General features: G+C 67.3%; 24 protein-coding genes and 1 riboswitch. Of the genes, 16 read left to right on the top strand and 8 right to left on the bottom strand.

Going from position 1 to position 25,343, the window contains the following annotated elements:
• Positions 1-187: 187 nt before the first annotated feature.
• The 11 genes from G6N67_RS22465 to G6N67_RS22515 all read left to right on the top strand — a co-directional run bounded on the left by G6N67_RS22465 (position 188) and on the right by G6N67_RS22515 (position 11,511).
• Complete coding sequence (locus tag G6N67_RS22465; protein WP_063835131.1) at positions 188-3,040, top strand: HAMP domain-containing sensor histidine kinase; 2,853 nt, start codon at positions 188-190, stop codon at positions 3,038-3,040.
• A complete protein-coding gene (locus G6N67_RS22470; protein WP_036428802.1) occupies positions 3,037-3,444 on the top strand; it encodes a roadblock/LC7 domain-containing protein in 408 nt (135 codons plus the stop codon). The genes G6N67_RS22465 and G6N67_RS22470 overlap by 4 nt, the downstream gene beginning before the upstream one ends.
• 28 nt (positions 3,445-3,472) lie before the next feature.
• Complete coding sequence (locus G6N67_RS22475; RefSeq protein WP_036428801.1) at positions 3,473-3,835, top strand: DUF742 domain-containing protein; 363 nt, start codon at positions 3,473-3,475, stop codon at positions 3,833-3,835.
• On the top strand, positions 3,816-4,421 hold the full coding sequence (locus tag G6N67_RS22480; protein WP_036428799.1) for a GTP-binding protein: 606 nt from the start codon (positions 3,816-3,818) through the stop codon (positions 4,419-4,421). Before G6N67_RS22475 ends, G6N67_RS22480 begins: the two co-directional genes overlap by 20 nt.
• A gap of 4 nt (positions 4,422-4,425) precedes the next feature.
• Positions 4,426-4,980: a pentapeptide repeat-containing protein gene (locus G6N67_RS22485; RefSeq protein ID WP_036428798.1), complete on the top strand. Its 555-nt coding sequence runs from the start codon at positions 4,426-4,428 to the stop codon at positions 4,978-4,980.
• Between the two features lie 41 nt (positions 4,981-5,021).
• The gene (locus tag G6N67_RS22490) at positions 5,022-5,927 is read left to right on the top strand and encodes a LysR family transcriptional regulator (RefSeq protein ID WP_036428797.1); all 906 of its coding nucleotides are present in this window, start codon (positions 5,022-5,024) and stop codon (positions 5,925-5,927) included.
• 119 nt (positions 5,928-6,046) lie between these two features.
• Positions 6,047-7,090: an amidohydrolase family protein gene (locus G6N67_RS22495; protein ID WP_036428794.1), complete on the top strand. Its 1,044-nt coding sequence runs from the start codon at positions 6,047-6,049 to the stop codon at positions 7,088-7,090.
• A complete protein-coding gene (locus tag G6N67_RS22500; protein WP_036428792.1) occupies positions 7,090-8,568 on the top strand; it encodes an aldehyde dehydrogenase family protein in 1,479 nt (492 codons plus the stop codon). Before G6N67_RS22495 ends, G6N67_RS22500 begins: the two co-directional genes overlap by 1 nt.
• A gap of 38 nt (positions 8,569-8,606) precedes the next feature.
• Positions 8,607-9,896, top strand: a complete 1,290-nt coding sequence (locus G6N67_RS22505; RefSeq protein WP_036428791.1) for an MFS transporter — start codon at positions 8,607-8,609, stop codon at positions 9,894-9,896.
• A gap of 11 nt (positions 9,897-9,907) precedes the next feature.
• The gene (locus G6N67_RS22510; RefSeq protein ID WP_036428790.1) at positions 9,908-10,696 is read left to right on the top strand and encodes a cyclase family protein; all 789 of its coding nucleotides are present in this window, start codon (positions 9,908-9,910) and stop codon (positions 10,694-10,696) included.
• Positions 10,693-11,511 (top strand): beta-keto acid cleavage family enzyme, encoded by an 819-nt coding sequence (locus G6N67_RS22515; RefSeq protein ID WP_036428788.1) that lies wholly within the window; start codon positions 10,693-10,695, stop codon positions 11,509-11,511. Before G6N67_RS22510 ends, G6N67_RS22515 begins: the two co-directional genes overlap by 4 nt.
• 25 nt (positions 11,512-11,536) lie before the next feature.
• On the opposite strand, the gene G6N67_RS22520 is transcribed toward G6N67_RS22515, so the two are convergent.
• The 3 genes from G6N67_RS22520 to G6N67_RS22530 form a co-directional block, all read right to left on the bottom strand.
• A complete protein-coding gene (locus tag G6N67_RS22520; RefSeq protein WP_036428787.1) occupies positions 11,537-14,206 on the bottom strand; it encodes an FHA domain-containing protein in 2,670 nt (889 codons plus the stop codon).
• A 111-nt stretch (positions 14,207-14,317) separates the two neighbouring features.
• Positions 14,318-15,208, bottom strand: coding sequence for a hypothetical protein (locus G6N67_RS22525; protein ID WP_036428786.1), 891 nt, complete (start codon positions 15,206-15,208; stop codon positions 14,318-14,320).
• Positions 15,209-15,231: 23 nt separating this feature from the next.
• Complete coding sequence (locus G6N67_RS22530) at positions 15,232-16,434, bottom strand: NADH:flavin oxidoreductase (RefSeq protein WP_036428785.1); 1,203 nt, start codon at positions 16,432-16,434, stop codon at positions 15,232-15,234.
• A gap of 39 nt (positions 16,435-16,473) precedes the next feature.
• On the opposite strand from G6N67_RS22530, the gene G6N67_RS22535 reads away from it, so the two are divergent.
• Complete coding sequence (locus tag G6N67_RS22535) at positions 16,474-17,325, top strand: bifunctional methylenetetrahydrofolate dehydrogenase/methenyltetrahydrofolate cyclohydrolase (RefSeq protein WP_036434299.1); 852 nt, start codon at positions 16,474-16,476, stop codon at positions 17,323-17,325.
• Complete coding sequence (locus G6N67_RS22540; protein ID WP_036428784.1) at positions 17,322-17,615, top strand: DUF3017 domain-containing protein; 294 nt, start codon at positions 17,322-17,324, stop codon at positions 17,613-17,615. The genes G6N67_RS22535 and G6N67_RS22540 overlap by 4 nt, the downstream gene beginning before the upstream one ends.
• Here the strand turns inward: G6N67_RS22540 and G6N67_RS22545 are convergent.
• Complete coding sequence (locus G6N67_RS22545) at positions 17,612-18,367, bottom strand: 23S rRNA (adenine(2058)-N(6))-methyltransferase Erm(40) (protein ID WP_036428783.1); 756 nt, start codon at positions 18,365-18,367, stop codon at positions 17,612-17,614. The two genes, G6N67_RS22540 and G6N67_RS22545, sit on opposite strands and share 4 nt — an antisense overlap.
• Before the next feature lie 223 nt (positions 18,368-18,590).
• Here G6N67_RS22545 and G6N67_RS22550 point away from each other — a divergent pair, with 223 nt between their 5' ends.
• On the top strand, positions 18,591-19,208 hold the full coding sequence (locus tag G6N67_RS22550) for a TetR/AcrR family transcriptional regulator (RefSeq protein ID WP_036434296.1): 618 nt from the start codon (positions 18,591-18,593) through the stop codon (positions 19,206-19,208).
• On the top strand, positions 19,205-20,740 hold the full coding sequence (locus G6N67_RS22555; protein WP_036428780.1) for an FAD-dependent monooxygenase: 1,536 nt from the start codon (positions 19,205-19,207) through the stop codon (positions 20,738-20,740). The genes G6N67_RS22550 and G6N67_RS22555 overlap by 4 nt, the downstream gene beginning before the upstream one ends.
• Here G6N67_RS22555 and G6N67_RS22560 read toward each other — a convergent pair.
• Complete coding sequence (locus tag G6N67_RS22560) at positions 20,730-21,149, bottom strand: nuclear transport factor 2 family protein (protein ID WP_051578435.1); 420 nt, start codon at positions 21,147-21,149, stop codon at positions 20,730-20,732. The genes G6N67_RS22555 and G6N67_RS22560 overlap by 11 nt on opposite strands.
• Positions 21,150-21,234: 85 nt before the next feature.
• On the opposite strand from G6N67_RS22560, the gene G6N67_RS22565 reads away from it, so the two are divergent.
• Positions 21,235-21,741, top strand: a complete 507-nt coding sequence (locus G6N67_RS22565) for a winged helix-turn-helix transcriptional regulator (RefSeq protein WP_036434292.1) — start codon at positions 21,235-21,237, stop codon at positions 21,739-21,741.
• A gap of 58 nt (positions 21,742-21,799) precedes the next feature.
• On the opposite strand, the gene G6N67_RS22570 is transcribed toward G6N67_RS22565, so the two are convergent.
• From G6N67_RS22570 to G6N67_RS22580, 3 genes are read right to left on the bottom strand one after another with little or no spacing between them, the layout of a single operon-like run.
• Positions 21,800-22,531: a class I SAM-dependent methyltransferase gene (locus G6N67_RS22570; RefSeq protein WP_036428779.1), complete on the bottom strand. Its 732-nt coding sequence runs from the start codon at positions 22,529-22,531 to the stop codon at positions 21,800-21,802.
• Positions 22,528-23,667 carry a homoserine O-acetyltransferase MetX gene (gene metX / locus G6N67_RS22575; RefSeq protein WP_036428777.1) on the bottom strand — a complete coding sequence of 380 codons (1,140 nt, stop codon included), beginning with the start codon at positions 23,665-23,667 and terminating at the stop codon, positions 22,528-22,530. Before metX ends, G6N67_RS22570 begins: the two co-directional genes overlap by 4 nt.
• A gap of 15 nt (positions 23,668-23,682) precedes the next feature.
• Positions 23,683-25,014, bottom strand: coding sequence for a bifunctional o-acetylhomoserine/o-acetylserine sulfhydrylase (locus G6N67_RS22580; RefSeq protein ID WP_051578434.1), 1,332 nt, complete (start codon positions 25,012-25,014; stop codon positions 23,683-23,685).
• A 162-nt stretch (positions 25,015-25,176) separates the two neighbouring features.
• Positions 25,177-25,296: riboswitch (SAM riboswitch) on the bottom strand.
• Positions 25,297-25,343: the final 47 nt, after the last annotated feature.

Genomic DNA, 25,343 nt, shown 5'->3' on the forward strand with positions numbered 1-25,343 from the left:
ACAGCTCGGTCACGAACTCTGTCTGTTCAGTAAGAATTGTGGAAACGGCTGCGTGTGGCTGTCATACTCGTGCAATTGCCAGGCGTTTGACGCCCGCCCGAGCGTGGGCGAAAACAGCAGGAAGCCTTATGAATCACGCCCTAGGACTGAAATGCGGACAAGCGGCCGGCAGCAGGGTCGGGCGCCGATGACCGCCTTTACCCACCTCAAACAGGCCGACGGCACGGTGGTCGAATTCGCCCCGTCCGAAGCGCTGGCCAAACGGCCGTCACGGTGGTCGCCGGCGAACTGGCCCGTTCGCTGGAAAGTGCTCGCGATCGTTCTGGTGCCGCTGATCCTCGCCGCGACGTTCGGCGGTCTGCGGATCTACGGCAGTGCCACCCAGGCGTCCGAACTCCGGCTGGCGGCCGACCGGGCCGAGTTGATCCCGGACATCGACAAATACCTGGCCGCGATGGAAGCCGTCATGGTGACGGCGACCGAGGGCGGTGACGGCACGGACGCCATGGCCGAGTTCGACGCCCGGCGATCTGACCTGCAGCAACGGCTCGACTCGACCGATGTCGTCCCTGACGTCAAATCCGCCGTGGACACCTTGCTCGGCAAGGGGCAGGAACTCGTCAAGGCCGTGGCGTCCAACTCGATCGATCTGCGTCAGCGCATCATCGGTTACGGGCCGCTCCTGCTGACCGGAGAATCCGCGATCACCGGCTCGGTGAGCAGCAACGACCACGACGTACAGGCTCAGGTCGAGGGCCTGGCGCGCGCGGTGGGCGCGCGCGGTCAGATGGCCATCCAGCAGATGATGGTCAACCGGGGCGGCGACGAGCCCGAGCCACTGTTGCGAACCTCGATGATCACGATGGCAGGCACCGAGCCGTCGACGGTCACGGCCCTCGGCAAGCTCCTCGGCGAAGGTTCCGACGAGGCCGCGTCGCTGCGCTCGGAGATGGTCAAGCGCCTCGCGATGATGTCCAACCCCGAGGTTCCGCTCGTCGGTAACCCGGAGTTGCTGCAGTCGCTGCAGACGACCGACAAGATCGCCAAGCAGATCGTTGCCGACACGACCACAGCAATCCCCGCGGCGGTCGAGAAGGCGGCCGCGGATCAGACCAGCGACGCCATCCGCGACGCGATCCTGGTTGCCGTCGCGATCATCAGTGCGCTCGTGATCGTGTTGCTGGTGGCGCGTTCGTTGGTGCGCCCGCTGCGCACCCTGCGCGACAGCGCGCTCAAGGTCGCGCACGAGGATCTGGCCAGCGAGATCGAACGGGTCCGTTCCGGCGGTGAACCCGGGACCGTCACGCCGCTGCCCGTGTACACGACCGAAGAGGTCGGTCAGGTCGCGCACGCGGTCGACGAACTGCATCAGCAGGCCGTGTTCCTCGCAGGCGAGCAGGCGCAGTTGCAGACGCAGGTGTCCGACATGTTCGAGACCCTGTCGCGGCGCAGCCGGTCCCTTGTGGACCAGCAGCTGTCGTTGATCGACCGGTTGGAGCGCAACGAGGACGACCCGGAACGCCTCGAGAGCTTGTTCCGGCTCGACCACCTCGCGGCCCGCATGCGGCGGAACGGCGCCAACCTGCTGGTGCTTTCGGGTTCCAAGGTGACCCGCGAGCACAGCGAACCGGTCCCGATCGCGACGATCATCAACGCCGCGACCTCCGAGGTCGAGGACTACACGCGCGTCGTCGCGGCCACCATTCCCGAGACCGAGATCGTCGGCTCGGCCTCCGGCGACCTGATCCACCTGCTTGCCGAACTGCTCGACAACGCCCTGCGCTACTCACCGCCGATCTCGCAGGTGCGCGTGACCGCTGTGCACGCGGGCAACGGCGGAATGGTCATCGAGGTCAGCGATGTCGGGCTGGGCATGACCGAGTCCGACCTGCGGGTCGCCAACATCCGGCTGCAGTCCGGCGGTGAGGTCAACCCCTACACCGCGCGCCACATGGGCCTGTTCGTGGTCGGCCGGCTGGCCGGCCAGCACGGCCTGGTGGTGCGGTTGCGTAGCACCATCCCGGACGAACCGAACTCGGGCACCACCGCAGGCGTTTACGTTCCGGCCGAGCTGCTGGTGCGCGACGGCCAGTCGCTCGGCACCCCGAAAGCAGACGTGGCCACCGGCGCCGCGGTCGAGAGTCTGAACGGCTCGACGCCGTCGTTCGGCGCCACCCCGCTGACCGCGGCCGGCTTCTTCGGCGCCGGCGAGCCCGAACAGCACCTGAACGGTCACGCCGATGTCCCGTTCGGCCTTTTGCCGCAGCGCAGTCCGGGAGCCAGCGGAATCTCCGAGCTTCCCGCGACTCTGGCGCCGGTCACCGCCGAGGAAACCGTTCCTGAGGAGACCGTTTCAGGGGAGACAGGGGAGCCTGCCGCCGAGTGGCCCCAGCAGTGGCCCATGGCCACTGAGGACACCGCTGCCGCAGACGATGCAGGCGATGACGAGGACGCCGAGGATGCCGTGGGCGCCGAGCGTCCCAATCAGGTGCCCACCAACACGTCGTCGTTCTTCGCGTCGCGGATCCAGGCCACCAACGGTGTGCATGTGCCCGCCGAGGCGTTCGAGCAGCCCGTCGAGGAGGCGTCGCAGACGTCCGTGGGCGACGGGGATGCGATCTATCAGTCGATGGTCACCGAGTGGGACATCGATCCGACGACGCACGCCCGCAGCGAGGATCTCGACTGGAAGACCGTATGGGAAAAGGGCTGGTCGGTGGCTGCGGCGGCGCAGGATGCGCCCGTCGAGCAGCACACCGAGGAAGGCCTGCCCATGCGTACGCCGGGCGCCAGGCTCGTGCCCGGCGGCGTCGCTGCCGCCGCGGGTGTCAACGGCCGTCACCGCAACGGTGGCGCACACCGGACCGACGACAGTGTCGGTTTCGAAGTAGCATCAACAGCCGAACCTGACAGCGGCATCTTTGCGGTGTTCCCGCCGCGCGATCCCGAAGCAGTCCGGGCGAGCATGAGCAGCCATTTTGGCGGCGTGCACGCCGGCCGATCGCACGCCCGAGAGACCAGAGGAACCGATAGCGAATGACCCGTCCATCCCAGCGCGACTCCCTGGACTGGTTGGTGTCCAAGTTCGCCCGCGACGTGTCCGGTGTGTCGCACGCGGTGCTGGTGTCAGCCGACGGGCTGCTGATGGCCGCCAGCGAGCACATGCCGATCGAACGCGCCGATCAGCTCGCGGCGGTGGCGTCCGGGCTCGCGAGCCTTGCCACGGGCGCGGCCCAGTTGTTCGACGGCGGGCATGTGCTGCAGTCGGTGGTCGAGATGGAGAACGGCTATCTGCTGCTGATGCGCGTGGGCGACGGATCCAATCTCGCGACGCTGGCCAGCCGCTCGTGCGACATCGGCCAGATCGGCTACGAGATGGCGATCCTGGTCGAACGCGTGGGCGCCGTGGTGCAATCGTCGCGTCGGACCCCGGCACGTTCCTGACAGAACTTCGTGAAAGACCTTCGAGCCCGTGGACGAATCGGAATCTGAACGGCCCAGTCTGGTACGGCCGTACACCCTGACGGCCGGCCGCACGGACTCGCGCATCCATCTGCCCCTGGAAGCGCCGGTGGAGACGCTGGACACCACGAAGGAACCGCGGTGGCCCGGCCACGACGTTCGGGGCCGGATCGTCGAACTCTGCGCCGACAGCCCGTCTGTGGCGGAGATCGCTGCACATTTATCCTTACCGCTCGGCGTGGCGCGCGTGCTGATCGGGGATCTGGTGACGCAGGGTTATCTACGGGTGCACACGACCCTCGACGACTCCGCGAGCTTTGACGAGCGCCGCGAACTGATAGGAAGGACCCTGCGTGGCCTACGAGCACTCTGACAGGCGCTCGGCCGGGGGAGCGGCCCGGCGCGCGGCCGCGTCGACGAAGATCGTCATCTCCGGCGGATTCGGTGCCGGCAAGACGACGTTCGTGGGAGCGGTATCGGAGATCATGCCGTTGCGCACGGAAGCGTTGGTCACCAACGTGTCCGAGGGCGTGGACGCGCTGGACGGAACCCCCGACAAGCGCACCACCACCGTGGCCATGGACTTCGGCCGGATCACCCTGGCCGAGGATCTGGTGCTGTACCTGTTCGGCACGCCCGGGCAGCGGCGGTTCTGGTTCATGTGGGACGACCTGGTGCGCGGCGCGATCGGAGCCATCGTGCTCGTCGACGTCCGGCGGCTGCAGGACAGCTTCGCCGCCGTGGACTTCTTCGAGGCCCGTAACCTGCCGTTCCTTGTTGCGGTCAACGAATTCGACGGTGCGCCACGGCATCCCACACAAGCCGTGCGCAAGGCGCTGGCGCTGCCCGACCACATCCCGGTGATCACCGTCGATGCGCGTGACCGCGAATCGGCGAAGAACGCGCTGATCGCCATCACCGAGTACTCGCTCAACAGCCTCACCGCACTGCCCGGCTGAGGGCATGCCGGAATTGTCTTGGATTGACGAGGAGTTCGTCGGGCGTGACTTTCGCGATGACGACCTGAGTCGGCTCCGCACCGAGCGCGTGGTCTTCACCGAGTGCGACTTCAGCGGCGTCGACCTGTCCGAGTCCGAACATTCCGGCTCGGCGTTCCGCAATTGCACGTTCCGGCGGGCCACGTTGTGGCACAGCACTTTCACCAACTGCAGCCTGCTCGGGTCGGTGTTCACCGAGGCGCGGATGCGGCCCATCAAACTCGTGGAGTCGGACCTGACCCTTGCCGTGCTCGGCGGGTGCGACCTGCGCAGCGTGGATCTGTCGGACTGCCGGTTGCGCGAGACCAGCTTGGTGGGTGCCGATCTGCGCAAGGCAGTGTTGCGCCGCGCCGACCTCACGGGAGCCCGGGTACAGGACGCCAAGCTCGAGGAGGCCGACCTGCGGGCCGCCCGCGTGGATCCCACGTTCTGGACCACGGCGAAGGTGCGCAGCGCCAAGATCGACATCGAGCAGGCGCTGGCCTACGCCGCGGCCCACGGTCTGGTCGTCGGCGGGTGACCGGGTTGGCAGGGCTGGCTGGTTCGCGTCGGAGGTCGTGAATGGATCCCCGGCTGTCGGGTCTCGACCTCCCACAGCTCTATGCGTTACACGCGTTGCTCACCGAACGCAGCGTGAGCGGCGCTGCCGCGCGCCTCGGTCGCAGCCAACCCACGCTGTCGAGTTCGCTGGCCCGCTTGCGCAGGCATTTTGGCGACGCCCTGTTGACGAGATCCGGCAATCACTATGTGCTCACCCATTTCGCCGAGCAGATCGTGCCGTTGACGAGCGTGGCGATCGCTGCTGTCGAGCGGGTGTTCGGCGCCGAGGCCGAGTTCGATCCGGCGCAGACGCGGCGCGAGTTCACGATCGTGTCGTCCGACCACGGGATGAGCGTGGCCGGCGGGCCGCTGGTGGCCCGGCTGTCGCGGGAAGCGCCAGGTGCACGTATCCGATTCACTCCGGTGACAGCATCGGCGATCAGTCGGGACGACGAGTTCTACCGCACCGTCGACGGCGTGCTCATGCCGCACGGCTATCTCGACCTGCCGCGCCGCTTGGATCTCTACACCGACGAGTGGGTGTGTGTGTTGTCGTCCGACAACACCCGCGTCGGTGACCAGTTGACAATGCAGAATCTGCAGGAATTGCCGTGGGTGACCACGTTCGTCGATCCGCTGGGCAGGGCCGCGGCGTGGCGGCAGATGGAACTTCTCGGGGTCGTCCCACGGGTCTGCGCGGTCGCCGAGTCGTTCCTCGTGCTTCCTCAGCTGCTGCGCGGATCGGACGCGATCGCGCTGGTGCAGTCCAGGGTCGCCGCGCTCAGCGCAGCCGGGTCCGAATTCCGTGTGCTGCCATGCCCTTTCGATGCGCTCCCACTCGTCGAGGCGTTCTGGTGGCATCCGATGCACGATGCGGATCCGGCGCACGCGTGGCTGCGGCAGTGCCTTTCGGAACTCATCCTTTGATATAGACAGCATCTATATATGTCATAGCCAGAATTGGCTTCCTTTCCTATGTTGGCGGTTCGAGAATCGTTGACAGCGAGGTTCTCGCTTCTCAAAGCCCAACTTCCGGGAGGTAATCGATGGCGGCGCCGACGCTGGATGTCCACGCCCACGTGTGGCTCGACGACGTCGAGGAGATTGCCCGCGCGCACCGTGGATACCAGGAGTCGGCTGAGCTCGAAAAGCGTCGCCTGGGCCTCCGATCAGCGGCGGTCAACGCCGAGCAGTGGGCCCACCTGCACGCGCTGCTAACCGACGTGACCGCACGCCTGACGGCGATGGACTCCACCGGGATCGACGCGCAACTGGTGTCGGTGGTGCCGACGCAGTATCACGGCTGGGCCGACCGAGGCCTGGCGGCACAGCTCGCCGACGCGACCAATGCAGGCGTGGCCGCGCACTGCGCGTCGGCGCCCGACCGCCTCGCCGGCCTTGGCGTTGTGCCATTGCAGCATCCCGACCTCGCGGTGGCAGCCCTGGAGAGTGCGGTGCTCGCTCACGGCCTGAAAGGAGTCGAGATAAGTTCGCACGCAGTAGATCCCGGCGGCGGAACCATCGAACTCTCCGATCCGCGACTGGAACCGCTCTGGCGCACCGCATGTGACCTCGGTGCGGTGGTGTTGCTGCATCCGTGGGGCTGCACGCTCGACGAGCGGCTCGACCGCTGGTATTTGGCGAACTCCGTCGGTCAGCCCGTCGAGCACGCGGTCGCCTTGTCGCACTTGATCTTCGGCGGCGTGCTCGACCGGTTTCCGGGTTTGCGGTTCATTGCCACGCACGGTGGGGGCTATCTACCGGCCTTCGCGGCGCGGGCCGATCACGCGTGGCGCAACCGGCGCGACGCCCGCGAATGCCTCGCACCGCCGAGTTCCTACTTGCGTCGCATGTGGTTCGACTCGCTCGTGCACACCCCCGAAGCCCTGCGCCGGCTCGTCCACGTCGCGGGCGCCGACCGCGTCCTGCTCGGGTCCGATTTTCCGTTCGACATGGGGGAGCCCGATCCGCTGGGCGCCCTGCGGACCGGTGGCCTCGATCCCGCCGAGGTGATTGCCATCGCGAGCGGTAACGCGGCCGATCTGCAGCTCATGGCCGACAAGGTCCACCTGGTCAGGAAGGAACAGTGATGACACCAGATCAATTGACCCGCGTCCGTTGGTCATCGGACGACCCAGCCCATCGGTTCGCCGTCGAAAACCCGGCGACCGGAACAACAGTGGCGACGATCCAGGGATGCGGAGCCGGCGAGGTCGACGCCGCCGTCCGCGCCGCGTTCCATGCCCACCACAACTGGAAGGCCCGCAGCCCCCGCGAACGCGGCGCGTGGTTGCGCCGGATCGCCGATGCGGTACGCGAGCACGCCGACGAGATCGCCCGGCTCGAATCCACCGACAACGGAAAGCCGTTCACGCAGGCCAGGCAGTTCGACCTCGAGGCGGCCATCGCGATCTTCGAGTTGTTCGGTGCGTTGTGCGAGAGCCTGCCCGGTGCCGTACGCGATGCCGGGCCCACGATCGACATCACCATGCTCGAGCCGTTCGGTGTCGTCGCGGCGATCGTGCCGTTCAACTGGCCGCCGCTGCACACCGCGGGCAAATTGGCACCCGCACTGGCCGTCGGCAACGCGGTCGTCCTCAAACCGCCGGAGCAGGCGCCGCTTTCGGTGCTCGGAATGATCGAGATCGCCCAGTCGATACTGCCCGACGACGTCGTGCACGTCGTGCCGGGCGGAGGCGAGACCGGTGCGGCGCTGGCCGGGCATCCGCTGGTCGGCAAGATTTCGTTCACCGGTGCGCCGTCGACCGGGGCCGCCGTGCTGAAGACCGCAGCTCACAACCTCACGCCCACGTTGATGGAGCTGGGCGGAAAGAACCCGTTCGTGGTGTTCGACGACGCCGATCTCGGTTCGGTCATCCCGTGGGCCGTGGAAGCTGCGTTCTTCAACCAGGGCGAGGCATGCACCGCGGCATCACGCATCCTGGTACACAACGATATTCACGACGAGGTCGCCGACCGCCTGGCCGCGGCGGTGACCCGACTGCGGGTCGGAGACGGTGCGGACCCGGACACCCACGTGGGCCCGCTTGTCACCGCACAGCAGCGGCGCCGCGTCGAGGAGTACATCGCCATCGGACGCGCCGAGGGTGCCACACTGCGCGCTCAGGCCGCCCTGCCCGGCGACCCGCGACTGGCCGAAGGCCATTTCGTGGCGCCCACGCTGTTCACCGGAGTGCGCCACGACATGCGGATCGCGACCGAGGAGATCTTCGGCCCGGTGACGTGCCTGATCCCGTTCGAAACCGAGGACGAGGCCGTCGAAATCGCCAACGGAACCGAATTCGGCTTGGTCGCCGGGGTCTTCACCGCCGACGCCGAGCGCGCGATGCGGGTGTCGCGCGCCATTCGGGCCGGCATGGTGTTCGTCAACCACTACCATCGCGCGTTCACCGGAACACCCTTCGGGGGTGTCGGCCACAGTGGCTACGGGCGCGAACACGCCCTGGAGACACTGCACGAATTCGGTTACAGCAAAAGCCTTCGCATGCCGTCCGGAGCTACCCCGATACCGCGCTGGGCGCCTTCGGTCGCCGTGTGCGAATTCTGATATCACCCCACCCATCCTTCAACGAGGAAGGACGCTCCATGCCCACATCCGTCGCGGTATCGCCGACACTGCGCCGCGCCGCCGTCGCTAGCTCTGTCGGCAGCGCCGTCGAGTTCTATGAGTTCACGATCTACGGATTCCTCGCCGTGGTCTTTGCGCCGCAGTTCTTTCCGGCCGACGATCCCGCGGCGTCGACACTGGCCGCACTCGCGGTGTTCGGGGGCGGGTACCTCGCCCGGCCTGCTGGGGGAATCCTGTTCGGTGCCTTGGGAGATCGGCTGGGCCGGCGCAGTGTGCTGATGGCAACCATCTTCTTGATGGGGGTGGCGTCGAGTGTCATCGGCATCCTGCCGACGTACGCAAGCGTCGGGCTCGCCGCGCCGGTACTGCTACTGGTGTTGCGGCTGCTGCAAGGAATATCGGCGGGCGGTGAGTTCACCGGCGCCCAAACCTACATCGTCGAGATGGCGCCACCTCATCGACGCGGCCTGTTCGGATCGCTGCCCGCGCTCGGCATCGGTCTCGGGTTCGCGTCTGCGGCGTTGGTCGTGGCCGCCACCACCGCGGCACTCGATCAGCAACAGATGGCCAACTGGGGTTGGCGGATGCCGTTCCTGCTGTGTCTGCCGATGACCATCGGATGCCTGTTTCTGCGGTTGCGCCTTGAGGACAGCCCGGAGTTCGTGGCGATCGTCGAGCACGCCGAAGTCAGCCGTACACCGGTGCGTGACGTGTTGAGCCGTCATCTCGGTGACGTGCTGAGAGTCGCCGCCTTGACCATCGCGGTGCTGGGGCCCGGTTTCCTGGCCAAGCTCTACCTCGGCATCCACCTCGTACAGGCGCAGGGGTTCGCCCCGGTGGCGGTGTACTCGATGCTCGGCGTCGTGCTCGTGGTCACTGCAGGGCTGTTTCCGTTGATGGGTCAGGTGAGCGACACGCGCGGCCGCAGGCCGATCGCGGCCATCGGATTCGCGGCGTCCGCGTTGCTTTCTCTGCCGCTGTTCTTGGTCGTCGACCGCGCGAGCGGCCTTTGGGTACTCGTGCCAATCGTGTTGCTGTTCAGTGCGATCGAACCGTTTGTCTCAGCCGCGGTCTACACCACGTTCGCCGAGTTGTTCCCTGGGCGTAATCGCTACACCGGCACATCCATCGGCTTCAACCTGGGCACCATCGTCGCAGCGGGGTTCGGTCCCTACCTGTGTGGGCAGTTGATCGCGGTCACCGGGTGGAACGCTGCGCCGGGTCTTTGGGGCACGGCGTGCGCGGTGCTGGGGCTGCTGGTCCTGATGCGCACCAGTGAAACCAGCGGCGGCCGGCTCGCCCGGTGAGAGGAGACATCATGCGCACACTCATCGACATCTCGGTGCCCCTGCAAGCCGGAATCGCCTCCGATCCGCCGGGTTTGCTACCCGAGATCGACTACTTCACTCATGACGACACCGCTGGCGACATACTGTCGTTCTTCCCTGGGGCCACCCGCGACGACCTTCCCGACGGCGAAGGGTGGGCCATCGAACATGTTCGGATAACGACCCACAACGGGACACATCTCGATGCGCCATACCACTATTCGTCGGTGATGGACGGCGGTGCACGCGCCATCACCATCGACGAGGTGCCGCTGGAGTGGTGCCTGCAACCGGCGGTGAAACTGGACTTCCGCCATCTCCCGGACGGCTATGTCGCAACCGCCGACGACGTGGCCGGCGAGCTCGACAGAATCGGTCACGAGCTACGGCCGTTGGACATCGTCGTGGTCAACACGTCTGCCGGAACGCGGTACGGCGCTGAAGATTACGTGTCGTCCGGGTGCGGAATGGGTGCCGAGGCCACCTTGTACCTGCTGGAGCGGGGCGTGCGGCTGACCGGAACCGACGCCTGGAGTTGGGACGCGCCCTTCGTGTACACCGCCAAGCGATATGCCCGTGACCACGATCCTTCCGTGATCTGGGAAGGGCACCGGGCCGGCCGCCGTATCGGCTACTGCCATATCGAGAAGTTGCACAACCTGGAGAGTCTGCCGGCCACCGGGTTCGAGATCGCCTGCTTCCCAGTGAAAATCGACGGCGCGTCGGCGGGCTGGACCCGCGCCGTCGCGATCGTGCCCGATAGATCGGAGTCGTCATGAGCGTCGTCATCACCGTTGCTCCCACAGGGCCCGTCGCGAGTAAGGCCGACAATCCGCATCTGCCGACTCAACCCGACGAGATCGCCGCCGCCGTCGCCCAGGCCTATCGTGCGGGTGCCGCTGTCGCGCACATCCACGTGCGCGACGCGCGCGACCGGCCCACCGCGGATCTGGCCATCGCCCGCCGCACCATGCAACTCATCACCGAGCAGTGCCCGATCCTCATCCAGCTGTCCACCGGCGTCGGGCTCGATGTGCCGTTCGAGCAACGCGCTGCGCTCGTCGAGCTGCGACCGCGGATGGCGACACTTAACCCGTGCAGCATGAGTTTCGGCACCGGTGAATTCCGCAACCCGCCTCACGAGGTGCGCCGGTTGGCCGCGCGCATGCAGGAATTGGGGGTCAAACCAGAATTGGAGATCTATGACACCGGGCACCTCGAGGCCTGTCTCCGGCTGCGTGATGCCGGCCTACTCGGCGACGGGCCGCTGCAATTCTCGATCGTGCTCGGGGTCGCAGGAGGGATGGCGGCCACCGCCGCCAACCTGGTGACGATGGTCAGCCGGTTACCCGAGGACGCGATCTGGCAGGTGATCGCCATCGGCAGAACCAATCTGCAACTGACCGCAATAGGACTGGCCCTCGGCGGCAATGCCCGCGCCGGACTGGAGGACACCCTGCACCTGCGCAAGGGCGAGCTGAGCCCCGGCAATCTGCCTCTGGTCCGGCGCGCCGTTCAGCTGGTCCGCGATCTCGACCTGCCCGTGGCGTCGGTGGACCAGACCGTGGCACTGCTCAAGCTGCCCGCCCGCTGAGCCGGGGTACCGGTACGCGAACGGCTCAGCCCTTGAGGCGGATCTTCCACCGCACGAAGCCGATGTAGAACACCGACAGCCCGGCGAGCATGGCCATGTTGAAGAGCCACGTTCCCGACGTGTGCTTCCACAGCGAGTCGTCGGGCATGATCGGCGGCTTCACCAGATCGGTCAGGCCGATGGTCGAGGCTGTCGTCGCGAAACCCCAACGGGCGGGGGTGATCCAGGACATCTGATCCAGCCCGGCCCGGCCCGTCACCGGGATCATGCCGCCGGAGAACACCAGCTGGCTCATGACCGCCACCACAAGTAGCGGCATGATCTGTTCGCTGGTCTTCGCCATGGCGGACAGTGCCAGGCCCACCGTGGCGGCGCAGACGGTACATGCGGCCATGCCGACGAACAGCTCGAACGACGCGTTGCCGAGCACGTTGGCGCCCTGGGTGGGTGCGCCGACACCGATGATCGTGATGGCGGTGACGATGCCTGCCTGGATCACGGCGAAGATGCTGTACACGCAGATCTTGGCCAACAGATACGCCGACGTGGACAGGCCGACGGCCTGCTCGCGCAGGAAGATCGCGCGCTCACCGATCAGGTCGCGCACGGTCAACGCGGTGCCCATGAAGATGGCACCGACGTTGAGCAGCACCAGCACCTGCCCCGGCTGGTTCGGCGCGTCGCTGGCCGGGTTCGGCGGCCCGAAGCCCGTCTCACCGGGCACCGACAGCGACAGCACACCCATGATGAACGGCAGCAGCGCCAAGAAGATGAAGTAGCCGCGGTCGGAGACGATCAGCCGCATCTGGCGCCTGCCGATCGTCGAGAACTGCCGCAGCAGGCTGGTGTGCGTGGGCTCGCCCAGGCTCGCCGGCTTCTCGGCGGGCGGTTTCGGCGGCGGCGGCCCGTGTTTGGCGAGATACCGCTGCTTGGCCCCCTCGGGATCACCCGCGACGGTGCTGAAGATGTCCGCCCAGTTGGTGGTGCCCAGCTCCGGGCCGATCTGGCTCGGCGGCCCGCAGAATGACGTCTTCCCGCCGGGCGCCAGCAGCAGCACCTGATCGCAGACGTCGAGATAGGTCAGCGAGTGCGTGATGACGAGCACCACGCGGCCAGCGTCGGCCAGCTGGCGCAGCATCGTCATGACCTGCCGGTCCAGCGCCGGATCCAGGCCTGAGGTCGGTTCGTCGAGGATCAGCAGGGACGGGCCGGTCAGCAGCTCCAGCGCCACCGACGCGCGCTTGCGCTGACCGCCCGAGAGCTTGTCGACGCGGGTGTCGAGATGCTTGGTCATCTCGAGTTCCTCGAGCACCTGCATGACGACCTGTTCGCGGTCAGCCTTCGTGGTGTCGGGCGGCAGCCGCAGCTCGGCGGCGTACATGAGCGCTTGCCGGACCGTGAGCTGACCGTGCACGACGTCGTCCTGCGGCACCATGCCGATACGGGATCGCAGCGAGGCGTACTCGGCGTGGACGTCGTGACCCTCGAACGTGATCGTGCCGCTGGTCGGATGCGTCAGACCGGCGACCTGGCGTGCGAACGTCGACTTGCCTGCACCGGACGGGCCGATCACCGCCGTCAGGGTGCCGGGACGCGCATCCAGCGAGATGTTGTCCAGCAGGGTCTTGTTGCCCTCGATGGTCCACGTCAGCGCGCGGACCTCGAGGCCGCCCGTGCGGGTGTCGGCCTCGGTCTCGGTGCGCCGCACCAGTGTGCCACCCGTGAAGGTGAGGTCGACGTTGCCGATGGTGACGACGTCACCTTCGTGCAGGATCGCCGAGTCGACCCGGGCGCCGTTGACGAACGTGCCGTTGATGCTGCGCTCGTCACGGATCTCGGTGCCGCCGGGCATCGGCATCAACGTGGCATGGTGCCGCGACGCCAGCACGTCGGGGATCACGATGTCGTTGTCGGTGGCCCGGCCGATCTTGACGGCTCCGGCGGGTGCGGCCGTAGTACGTCCCGGCCGCAGGATCTTGAGCATGCTGGTGGCCAGGTTGCCGCCCGGCTCACTGGTGCCGCGGCCCGCGGCAGGCGCCATGGCGGTCTGCGCTTGCGCGGCCGGTGCCGGCGGTGCCGTGGTGCGGACCGGCTGCGACTGGTAGGACTGCGGGCTGCTGGGATAACCCTGTTGCGGTGCGCTCGGATATCCGGTGTGCTGCGGGCCGCTCGGGTACCCGGTCTGAGGCCCGCTGGTGAAGCCAGACTGCGGGCCCGACGGATAGCGAGCCTGCTGGCCGGACTGGTAGCCGGTGCGGGGGCCGCTCGGTGGCTGCGTGTACGGCTGCTGCCAACCGCCGCCCGTGGGTGCCTGCGTGGGCCAGGCCCCGCTCGGGCGGCTCGCGACGGGCACCGCGGTGGTCGGCGTGCGGCCCACGTTGCCCTGGTGGCGGCCGACCTCGAAGCTGATCTGCGGCCCGTCGGGGTTGCCGATGTTGATGGTCTGGCCGTCCTGGATGTCGACCGACGGCACGCGGCGACCGTTGACGAACATGCCGTTGAGGCTTCCGTTGTCGATCGCGACCCAACGGCCCTGGTCGAAACGCAGCACGAGGTGCGCACGGGAGATCAACGGGTGGGCGATGCGGACGTCGGCGCGCAGGTCGCGGCCGATGACGACATCGTTGCCTGGGGCAAAGGTACGGGTCGACCCCTCGTACCGAACGGTTAGCGCAGGTGGGGCTGGTCGGCTCATCGGCACCAACTCTAACCGTCGTGTCACCCGAATTGCCGCGTCACGAAGGCGTGGCGCCGCGGAGCTGGTGTGATGCGTCCGCCGCGCGGGCCCGGCCGTGCAGATCGACGGCTATCGTGCGGCCTGACTCGCGTCCGCCAGTGCGGGCACGGCTTCTTCGGGGTAGCGGTCGGCGGCGTCCCACACGTCCCAGGTCTGCACTGCCCAGAAAACCCCGAACAGCAGGATCAGGGCGACTTCCACGGTGATCACGCCGTACTGGAAGTGCCTGGCGAGGAACACGACCGCGAGCACGACGGTCGCCAGCATGAGCACCGCGATCGTGGCGTAGAACCGCGCGAGGCGTTGCCGCACCGCGGCCCGCGCGTAGCACGCGTGGTACACCGCGACCAGCGTGATCGCGAGGAACATCGCGACCGCTGCGATCACGTGCGAATGCGCCATGAACCAGTCCCACAGCAGCATCGGAGCTCCTGCGATCGCGATGACGAAGAGCCCTGCGGGAAGCCACTTTTCGACACTCAACAGCGCGGTGGCGACGGTCTTCCACAGTGAGGCGGCCTCGGCGCAGTCCGGGGCCTCCGCGGTGGGAGGGGCCTGGGTGGGGCGCCACCTGCTGAGTCCCAGGTACAACGCGGCGCCTGCCGCTATCGCGACGAACAGCGCGGTGATGTTGTTGGCCACGCCACCGAACGGGTCCGGCACGGTCGGCAACCAGGGCTCGCACAGCCCGTCGCCGCCGGTCGGGATCAGCGCCACGATGAAAGCCATGAACCCGGCGAAGTTCAGCAATGCGTCTTCGCCGATGCGGCTGCCCTTGTAGGCGATCAGGCAGATACCCACGGCGCACAGGGACGCCAAGAACACCGCGTGGGTACGGGTGTAGTAGAACGCGCTGATCGAGCCCTGCAGGCAGGTGCTCTCCCAGGTGAGCACGAGTGAGACGAGGAGGAATACCACCAGCGCCACCAACCCGACCCGCACATAGCGGTAGGTGACCATGGTGTCACTGGGGGTGTTGGGGCTCACGTTACGAGTGTGTCGGGTGCTCCCGTCACGACGCAATGGGTATGGCGGTAGATCGTGGGCATACACCGATTGCAGTGTGTGCATGCCGATTTGATCGAGCTGTCCGCTTTGATGCGGTTGATCAGGTCCGGTTCGGCAAGCAGCGCCCGGCCCATCGCGACGAAGTCGAAACCTTCGGCCATCGCGCGGTCCATGGTCTCGCGGTTCGTGATGCCGCCCAGCAAGATCAGCGGCATCGTCAGCTCGGCGCGGAACTTGCGCGCGTCGCGCAGCAGATACGCCTCGTGGTACGGGTATTCGCGGAAGAACTTGTTGCCGCTCATCCGGATACCCCAGCTGATGGGCGGCTTGAAGTTCGCGGCGAATTCTCTGACCGGCGCGCCGCCGCGGAACAGGTACATCGGATTGACCAGTGAGCTGCCCGCGGTCAGCTGCAGTGCGTCCAGACCGCCGTCTTCCTCGAGCCATTTCGCGGTCTGCAGCGACTCCTCGATCGGGATGCCGCCACGCACGCCGTCGCTCATGTTGAGTTTGGCCGTCACCGCGATCTGGTCGCCGACCGCCTGACGTACCGCCCGCACCACGCCGCGGGCCACCTTGGCGCGGTTCTCCAACGATCCGCCGAACTCGTCGGTGCGCCGATTGATCAGCGGCGACAGGAACGAGCTGGCCAGGTAGTTGTGGCCGAGGTGGATCTCGACGGCGTCGAATCCGGCGTCGATGGCCAGCCGGGCCGCGTTGGCATGCGCGGCCGTGACGTCGCGGATGTCGTCGATGGTCGCCTTCTTCGCGAACCGCATCGACAGCGGATTGAAGAACCGGACGGGCGCGAGTGCTGTGGCCTTGTTGGTCCTGGCATTGGCGACCGGGCCCGCGTGCCCGATCTGCGCGCTGATCGCGGCGACCTCGGCGTGGACGGTGTCGGTGAGTTTGCGAAGCCCGGGGACGGCTTCCGGGCGCATCCAGATCTGCCAGCCGTCGGTCCGGCCGCCGGGCGACACCGCGCAGTAGGCGACCGTGGTCATGCCGACGCCGCCGGCCGCGGGCAGCCGGTGGTAGTTGATCAAATCCTCTGTGACCAGGGCGTCCGGCGTCGATGCTTCGAACGTGGCGGCCTTGATGATGCGGTTGCGCAACGTCACCGGGCCGAGCTTGGCCTCACTGAAAACATCAGTGAACACATTGGGCTGAGTGTTCATCCTGATGAGACTGCCATGCGGCCTGACACAATGGCACCCGTGGGTGCGATTGTGTTGGACGGTAAGGCCACGCGCGACGAGATCTTCGTCGACCTCAAGCGGCGAGTGGCGAAGTTGACCGAGTCGGGTCGGACGCCCGGGCTCGGCACGGTGCTGGTCGGTGACGACCCCGGGTCGCAGGCGTATGTGCGGGGCAAGCACGCCGATTGCGCCAAGGTCGGCATCAATTCGATCCGCCGGGATCTGCCTGCCGACATCACGCAGGCTGAGCTCGACGCGACCATCGACGAGCTCAACGCCAACCCGGACTGCACCGGTTACATCGTGCAGCTGCCGCTGCCCAAGCATCTCGACGAGAACGCCGCGCTGGAACGCATCGACCCGGCCAAGGACGCCGACGGTCTGCACCCGACGAACCTGGGCCGGCTCGTGCTCGGCAAGGACGCGCCGCTTCCTTGCACGCCTAGGGGCATCGTGCACCTGCTGCGCAGGTTCGACGTGCCGATCGCCGGCGCCAACGTGGTGGTGATCGGGCGAGGTGTGACCGTGGGCCGCCCGATGGGCCTGTTGCTCACGCGGCGTTCGGAGAACGCCACGGTCACGTTGTGCCACACCGGAACCCGTGACCTGCCTGCGCTGACCCGGCAGGCCGACATCATCATCGCCGCGGTCGGGGTGCCGCACCTGGTGACAGCCGACATGGTCAAGCCGGGGGCGGCGGTCGTCGACGTCGGCGTGAGCCGTGTCGACGGCAAACTGACCGGCGACGTCGCGCCCGATGTCTGGGAGGTGGCGGGCCACATCTCGCCCAACCCGGGCGGCGTCGGACCGCTCACCCGCGCCTTCCTGCTGACCAACGTCGTGGAGCTCGAAGAGTCGAAACTGGCATGACGCTCAAGGAGTTCGCCCGCAAGGTGTTCGCCGGACAGTGGCCCATCCTCGTGGTCGGGCTGATCTTCGTTGCGGCGTTCGCATTGGTCGTGGCGGGCTACTGGCGTCGCGGGGCGCTCGTCATCGGGATCGGGGTCGGAGTGGCGGCGGCGTTGCGGCTGGCCCTGACCGATGACCGGGCCGGGCTGTTGGTGGTGCGGACCCGGGGGATCGACTTCGCCACCACCGCGACGGTGAGCGCGGCCGTGCTCTACATCGCCTGGACCATCGATCCATTGGGCACCAGCTAGCACCGCTTCGCCTCGCTCGTCACCTCGAACAGAGCTGCCCACTGCGCGGCCGTGAGATCCCTCGGCAGCGCCGACGGTGTGATGCCGTTGTGGCGCAACCAGTGCCGCGGGACTCGTGGACCCACAATCTGCGCCACACCGCGGCCGCGCCCGGTGAACACTGCATGGACCAGCGCCTGGTAGCGCCGGCGGTCGGCGCCGTCGATCAGCGGTTCCCGGCGCCGCGTGATGGTCAGCAACCCGGCGTCCACGCTCGGGCGGGGACGGAACGCGTCGGCGGAAACCTTACGGGCCAAGCCGAATTCGAACCACGGCCACCACTGCGCGGTCATCATCGTTGCGCCGCCGACCGCGGCGCGGCGGCGCGCCACCTCCCACTGCATGAGCAGCACCGCGTCGGTCCATGCCGGGCTGTGCAGCAGCCGCCGCAAAATCGCGGTGGTCAGGTGGAACGGCAGGTTGCCCACCACCACGTGCTCGGTGGGTGGCAGGCGGTAGCGCAGGAAATCGGCGGTGACGACATGCGCCGTGGTACGGCGAGCCAGGCGCTCTGCTCGTCGACGGTCGATCTCGATGGCCGTCAACGGCCGCCCGAGCCGCTGCATCGGGACGGTCAGCGCACCGTCTCCGGCGCCGATCTCGACGATGGAACCTGTTGTGTGCGAGACGATTTTGACGATGTCGGCGACCACGCGACGGTCGCACAGAAAATTCTGGCCGTGCTCATGCCGGCCTTGATTTTTGGATGACACGAATACTCCGCAATCGCAGGGACGAAGCTGCTGCGGCGGATGTGTCGAGAAAGAGCAGATCCGCCGCTAGGAGATGCGGATGCGGATGAAGAAGCACGCGGCTGACATGGCCACCACCGTAGATATCCGAGCCCTTGTCGTTCAACTCATTTTCATCGGACTCACAGAAACTTGCCCGTCAGGAAATATTGCCCAGTGGGCAACATTTGGTAGTGTGGTCGGCGTGGGGCTGAGGGAGCGCAAGAAACTGGACACCCGGCGGGCGCTGAGTGACGCCGCGCTGAGGCTGATGTTCGAGCGCGGCCTGGAGAACGTCACGCGCGAAGACATCGCCAACCTGGCGGGCGTCTCCTTGCGCACGTTCACCAACTACTTCAACGGCAAGTACGACGCATTGGCGTACCGCCAGGTCGAACGCATGCGGCGCAGCATCGAGACGCTGCGCAATCGTCCGGTCGGTGAGCCGTTGTGGACGTCGGTCATTGAGGCCGTGTTGGAGCCGCTCGACGAGGACTTCGAGGACATGTATGGAGCGGAGAACGTCCTGCCCACTCGCCAGCAGCTCGCCGAGGTCCGAAAACTGTTGATGGTGCCGGAGATCCGCGATGCGACGTTCCGTGCGATGTTCGACGAATGGGTTGCGGTCATCGCCGAACGTACCGGCACCGATCCCGCACATGACATGTATCCACGACTCGTGGTGGCCGTCGTCCGCGCGGTGGGCGACGTCGCGATGGACCAGTACGCGAACGCCGATCCACCGGTGTCCTTCACCGAACTACTGCGTCAGGGGTTCGCGGCCGTCACCGCGGGACTGCCTGAACCCGAGAGGAAGAAATGAACGAGAAGACGGACGTCGTCATCGCCGGTGCCGGGCCCAACGGTCTGCTGCTGGCCGGGGAACTGGCGTTGGCCGGGGTGCGGCCCGTGGTACTGGAACAGCTGCCCGCGCCGGATGCCGAGCTGAAAGCCAACGGCATTGTCGGGCAGGCGAATCGCGTGCTCGACCTGCGCGGTCTCTACGAAATGCTCAGCGGGTCGGATCAGCCCCCGCAACCGATGGACGCCTACATCTTCGCCGGCATGCACGTCCCGTTCGGCGACCTGGCCGGCAATCCCATGTACGGCATGCTGATTCAGCAGCCGCGCGTGGTGCGTCGGCTGTCCGACTGGGTGCGTGACCTGGGCGTGGACATCCGGTGGGGGAATGAGCTCACCGGCATAGAACCGCATTCCGATCACGTGAGGTTGTCCGTGACGGGGCCGGACGGCGACTACGGTCTCGACACCACGTACCTGGTGGGCGCCGACGGTGGGAAGAGTCGCGTCAGGAAGGCAGTCGGAATCGAGTTTCCCGGGCTGACCACCGATGTCGTCGCGCGCGTCGCACACGTCAGCCTGCCCGACGAATACCGGACGGGCTACGGGGCCGTCGACGTGCCAGGCATCGGGACGATCCCCTTCGGCCACAACAGGTTCGACAAGGGGGTGTTCATCTACGTCGAGTTCGAACCGGGACGTGCCATGGTCGGCACGATCGAGTACGGCACCCTTCTGCCCGAGAATGCACCGCCCCTGACGATCGTGGAGTTGCGGGAGAGCGTTGGGCGGGTGCTCGGCGTGGATCTGCCGCTCGAGCCGCCGATTGGTCCGGGGCCGCATGCGTTGCGTCGCATCAACGGCCAGAACACGCGGCAGGCGGACCGATACCGCGAGGGCAACGTGTTCCTGGTGGGCGACGCCGCGCACGTGCACTCGGCAATGGGCGGACCCGGCCTGAACCTGGGTATGCAGGACGCGATGAACCTGGGCTGGAAGTTGGCGGCCACGGTGCACGGCTGGGCGCCACCGGGATTGCTGGACACCTACCACACCGAGCGGTATCCGGCCGGTGAGCGGGTCATGATGCACTCCATGGCGCAGGCCGCCCTGATGGCCGCGGGCCCCGAAGTCACAGCACTGCGAACTCTTTTCGGTGAGCTCGTCGCGACACCCGACGGCACGTCGCACATCGCGAACCTGCTGGCAGGATCCGACGTGCGCTACGACGTCGGTAACGATCACCGGCTGGCCGGCCGGCTGGTACCGGAACTCACCCTCGCCGATGGCCGCCGGGTCGCCCAACTGCTGCACCACGGGCGGCCCGTGCTGCTCGACCTGTCCGGCGGTGAGCACGCCGGGGCGGTGCAGGGTTGGCAGGACCGGGTCGACGTCGTCGTCGCGACCGCGACCGATCGGCCCGCTGCGGCGCTGCTGATCCGCCCCGATGGTTATGTCGCGTGGGCGGCAGACGAATTGGACGAGGACGGACTGCGCGCGGCGTTGGCCCGCTGGTTCGGAGAAGAGTCCGACGTGACCGCCCTCAGCGCATGAGGGCGCGCCGCAGGACGCCAGGATGACGGCCGAGTTTCGGGCCGAGCGCCAAGGCGAACACCGTGATCGCGAGCCACGGCCGCAGGTGTGGCCGTAGCCGTCGAATTCGCCCGTTCCCGTCGAGTTCGAACACCAGCGCATCGGTGATGGTGACGCCCGCGACCCGGGCCTCGCTGACCGCGACCCGCGTAGCGCCGTCACCGATCACCTCCTGCCAGGTCAGGTTCCGTAGGCCGCCGTACACCGTGCCGAGCAGCACTCGAAGGTCGTTGTGCCCGCGGAAAACCATCCGGCCGGACAGCGGTGAGATGAGCTCGGCGTCGGGAGCGAGTGCGGCCGCCATGGCGTCGAAGTCGCGGGTGCGGGTGGCTTCACAGAAGGCGGTCACCGAATCGGTGGTCGTTGTCATCGGGGGCGTCCTCCGGAGTCGATTGCGAATTGCAACCTACCTAACCCTAGTTCATTGTGAATTGCAATGGACTACTGTGGGCGCCGTGCCCAAGCAATCCCTCGGCGACATCGCGTGCTCCATCGCGCGGGCCGCCGACGTGGTGGGGCAACGGTGGACGCCGTTGATCCTGCGTGACCTGTTCGCGGGGATGGCGCGGTTCGAGGACATTCGCCGCGACCTCGGCATCGCATCGAACATCCTGGCCGTGCGGCTCGATGAGCTCGAACGCCACGGGATCGTGCAGCGGCATCAGTACCAGAGCACGCCACCTCGTCATGAGTACCTGCTGACCGACAAGGGCCGCGATCTCTATCCCGTGATCGCGACGCTGCTCGCGTGGGGCGACAAGTGGCTGGCCGGCGCCGACGGGCCGCCGGCGTTGCTCGTCCACACCGAATGTGGTTGCGTCACAACGGCCAAAACGGTGTGCGCACACTGCGGAGGTGAGCTCGACGCCGCAACTGCCACCGCGACGGCCGGGCCAGGCGCTCGGCCCGGCCCTGGCACCGCCGTCATCGGCGAGTTCATCCTCGGCGAGCGCCGAAAGTGAGCTTATGTGCGAGATTTCGCCGAATTCTCGTACACGAGCTCAGATTCGACGCCGTCCGCTACGGCAGTGTGGCCCGGATGCTGACCGTGACGTAGGGCAGTGCGAGCCCGGTGCTGTTGGCCAGCGCGGGGTGCGTCGCCAACAGCTCGCGCACCTGCCCGAGTGTCTTCTTGCGCACCTGCTCGGGTGAGGTGATGCAGTAGCTGCGCGACGCCACCAGGTCGATGAGGGCCTGCGGCGTCAGGTAACTCGTCCACTCCACCTGATGCCGCTCGGTGTCCGCGAACGGCTCGGGCAGCGTCACCTGATGGTTGAACGGGTCGTCCTCGTGGCCGATGATCTGGCCCAGATCCTTGACCCAGCCGAGCCGTTCGTCGCGCGTGTTCCACACCAGGCCGAGCCTGCCGCCCGGCCGCAAAACCCGGCTGACCTCGGCCACCGCACGCTCCGGATCGAACCAGTGCCAGGCCTGGGCCACCAGGACCGCGTCAACGCTGTTGTCCGGCAACGGAATCTCCTCGGCCGTCCCGAGGAGCGCAGGCGTTTCCGGCAGCGAATTGGACAGCAGCTCGAGCATCTCGGCGATCGGATCCACCGCGACCACCTTGAGCCCACGCTCGACCAGCCGCGTCGTGAGTTTGCCGGTGCCTGCACCGAGGTCCAGCACGTCACGGGCGTCGTCGGGCAACAGCCAGTCGATCGCTTCAGGTGGATAGGACGGGCGGCCACGTTCGTAAGCCGCTGCCTCCGAACCGAAGGACAGGGAACGCTGTCGCTTGGACTGGCTCACCGTTGTGCCAACTCCAGTGTTCGGCGGATCAGCTTCCCGACCAGTTCCGTCTCGACCAGGAAGCCGTCGTGTCCGTAGGCCGAGTCGACCACGTCGAGGCCCGCGCAACCCGGCAGCAGGTCGGCAAGCTCCTCCTGCAGGCGGATCGGGTACAGGCGGTCGGACGTTATGCCGCCTACCACGACCGGCACCGGACAACTCCGCAGCGCGGCGGCGACTCCGCCGCGTCCGCGCCCTACGTCGTGGCTGGAGAGCGCGTCGGAAAGGACCACATAGGTACCGGGGTCGAACCGGGCGGCCAGCTTGCCGCCCTGGTACTCCAGATAGCTCTGCACCGCGTAGCGCCCGTCGACACCGGGCTCCTCGTCGCCCTGGGCGTCGTTGCGGAACCTGGTGTCCAGCTCTTCCTCGCCGCGGTAGGTGAGGTGGGCGAACCGGCGGGCGATCTCCATGCCCGCGAGCGGGGCCCGGCCGGTGCCGTAGTAGTCGCCGCCCTGCCAATCGGGGTCGGCTTTGATGGCCGCGACCTGGCTGCTCTGGGTACCGATCTGATCGGCAGTGGCCCGCGCGCCCACGGCAAGCACCAGGCCGGCCCGGACCTCGTCGGGATGTCCGACGAGCCATTCCAGCGCGCGGGCACCGCCCATCGAACCGCCGACCACGGCGGCCACTTCGGTGATGCCCAGCGCCGCGAGTGCGGCCCGGTCAGCCTTGACCTGATCACGGATGGTCACCTGGGGAAACCGTGAGCCCCAAGGCTTTCCGTCGGGCGCGGGGGAGCCGGGACCGGTGGACCCGCGGCAACCGCCGAGCACGTTGGTCGAGATCGCGCACCAGCGGTCGGTGTCGATGGGCGCGCCGGGTCCGGCGACGCCGTCCCACCAACCGGGTGTCGGATGATCGGCGTCGGCCGGTCCGGTGACGTGCGAGTCGCCGGTGAGGGCGTGCAGCACCACCACGACGTTGTCGCGCGTGGGCGAGAGTTCGCCCCACCGCTGCACGGCGATCGACACGTCCGGCAGGACCGTGCCGTTCTCGAGGGTCAAGTCGCCGATGTGCACGATGCCGATCTCGCCCTCGGCAGGCAGTGTTGTGGTGATATCGGTTGACACGTTTGGCAATTCGATGATCGTCACTTTGCTACCACGTCGCTATCCCACGGTCGCCGCGCTAGGCGACGCCTCGTTGAACGGGCGGGCCGCGGCGAATCCCCGCTCCAGGTCGGCCAGGATGTCGTCGATGCCTTCCAGGCCGACCGCCAGCCGGACCAGGCCCGGCGTCACGCCGCTGGCGAGCTGCTCGGTCTCGTTGAGCTGCTGGTGTGTGGTCGAGGCCGGATGGATGACCAGTGACCGCACGTCGCCGATGTTGGCGACATGGCTGTGCAGCGTCAGCGCGTTCACGAACGCCTTGCCCGCTTCGATGCCGCCGGCCAGCTCGAACGCGAGCACCGCGCCGGTGCCCTTGGGCGCGATCTTGCGGCCGAGCTCGTACCACGGGGACGTGGGCAGGCCCGCGTAGTTCACCGACACGACGTCGTCGCGCCCGGCGAGGTACTCGGCGACCCGCTGTGCGTTGGCCACGTGCCGTTCAACCCGCAGCGACAGCGTTTCTAATCCCTGCGCGATGAGGAACGCGTTGAAGGGTGCGGCGGCACTGCCCAGATCGCGCAGGAGTTGCACGCGCGCCTTGAGCGCATACGCCGGCGCACCGAGCTCCGCGAACACCACTCCGTGGTAGCTGGGATCAGGTTCGGTAAAGCCCGGGAACCGGCCGTTGGTCCAGTCGAAGTTGCCGCTGTCGACGATGACCCCGGCGATCGCCGAGCCGTGGCCACCGAGGTACTTGGTGGCCGAGTGCACGACGATGTCGGCGCCGTGCGCGATCGGCTGGATGAGGTATGGCGTCGCGATGGTGTTGTCGACGATCAAGGGCACGCCGTTCTCGTGCGCGACCGCGGCGACGTTCGGGATGTCCAGGACATCGATCTGGGGATTGGAGATGGTCTCGGCGAAGAACGCCTTGGTGTTGGGCCGCACCGCGGCGCGCCACGACTCCAGGTCGTCGGGATTCTCGACGAAGCTCACCTCGATACCGAGCTTGGGCAACGTGTAGTGGAACAGGTTGTAGGTGCCGCCGTAGAGCCTGGGGCTGGACACGATGTGGTCGCCTGCGCTCGCGAGGTTGAGGATCGCGAAGGTCTCGGCGGCCTGCCCTGAGGACAGGAACAGCGCGGCGACTCCGCCTTCCAGGGCCGCGATGCGCTGTTCGACCACGTCGGTGGTCGGGTTCATGATGCGCGTGTAGATGTTGCCGGGTTCGGCGAGGCCGAAGAGCGCAGCAGCGTGGTCGGTGTCGCGGAACGTGTACGACGTGGTCTGGTAGATGGGCAGCGCGCGGGCGTTGGTGGCGCTGTCCGGCGTCTGGCCGGCGTGGATCTGCTTGGTTTCGAACGACCAGGTTTCGGGGTCCGGGGTGCTCATGGTTTGTTGTCTCCTCCGCGGAAAAGGGGTGAGAAAGGTGGGTGAAGTCGGTTACCGGGGGTCGCACACCTGCGGACGGCAGGTTCGACACGAACAGGTCACGGACAACAGCACATGGGTGGCCTCCATCAGGTTTCCCTGTCTCTCTGGGGGCCCGTACCGGACCCGCGCTTGCCTTACAGTCGCTGACGACTGCTCAACCTGGTCATCACCCGGGGCACCCCACCGCGGTTGGAGGGTTGCCGGCCAGCAAGCCGGGGCTTGTCGCTGGCGCTCATGACCGATACGAAGCCTAGCTCACAGCCTGAGGTTGAGGCCAGCCAGATCCG

Origin of the sequence: Mycolicibacterium mageritense (assembly GCF_010727475.1) — a bacterium.
GTDB classification, from domain to species: Bacteria; Actinomycetota; Actinomycetes; order Mycobacteriales; family Mycobacteriaceae; genus Mycobacterium; species Mycobacterium mageritense.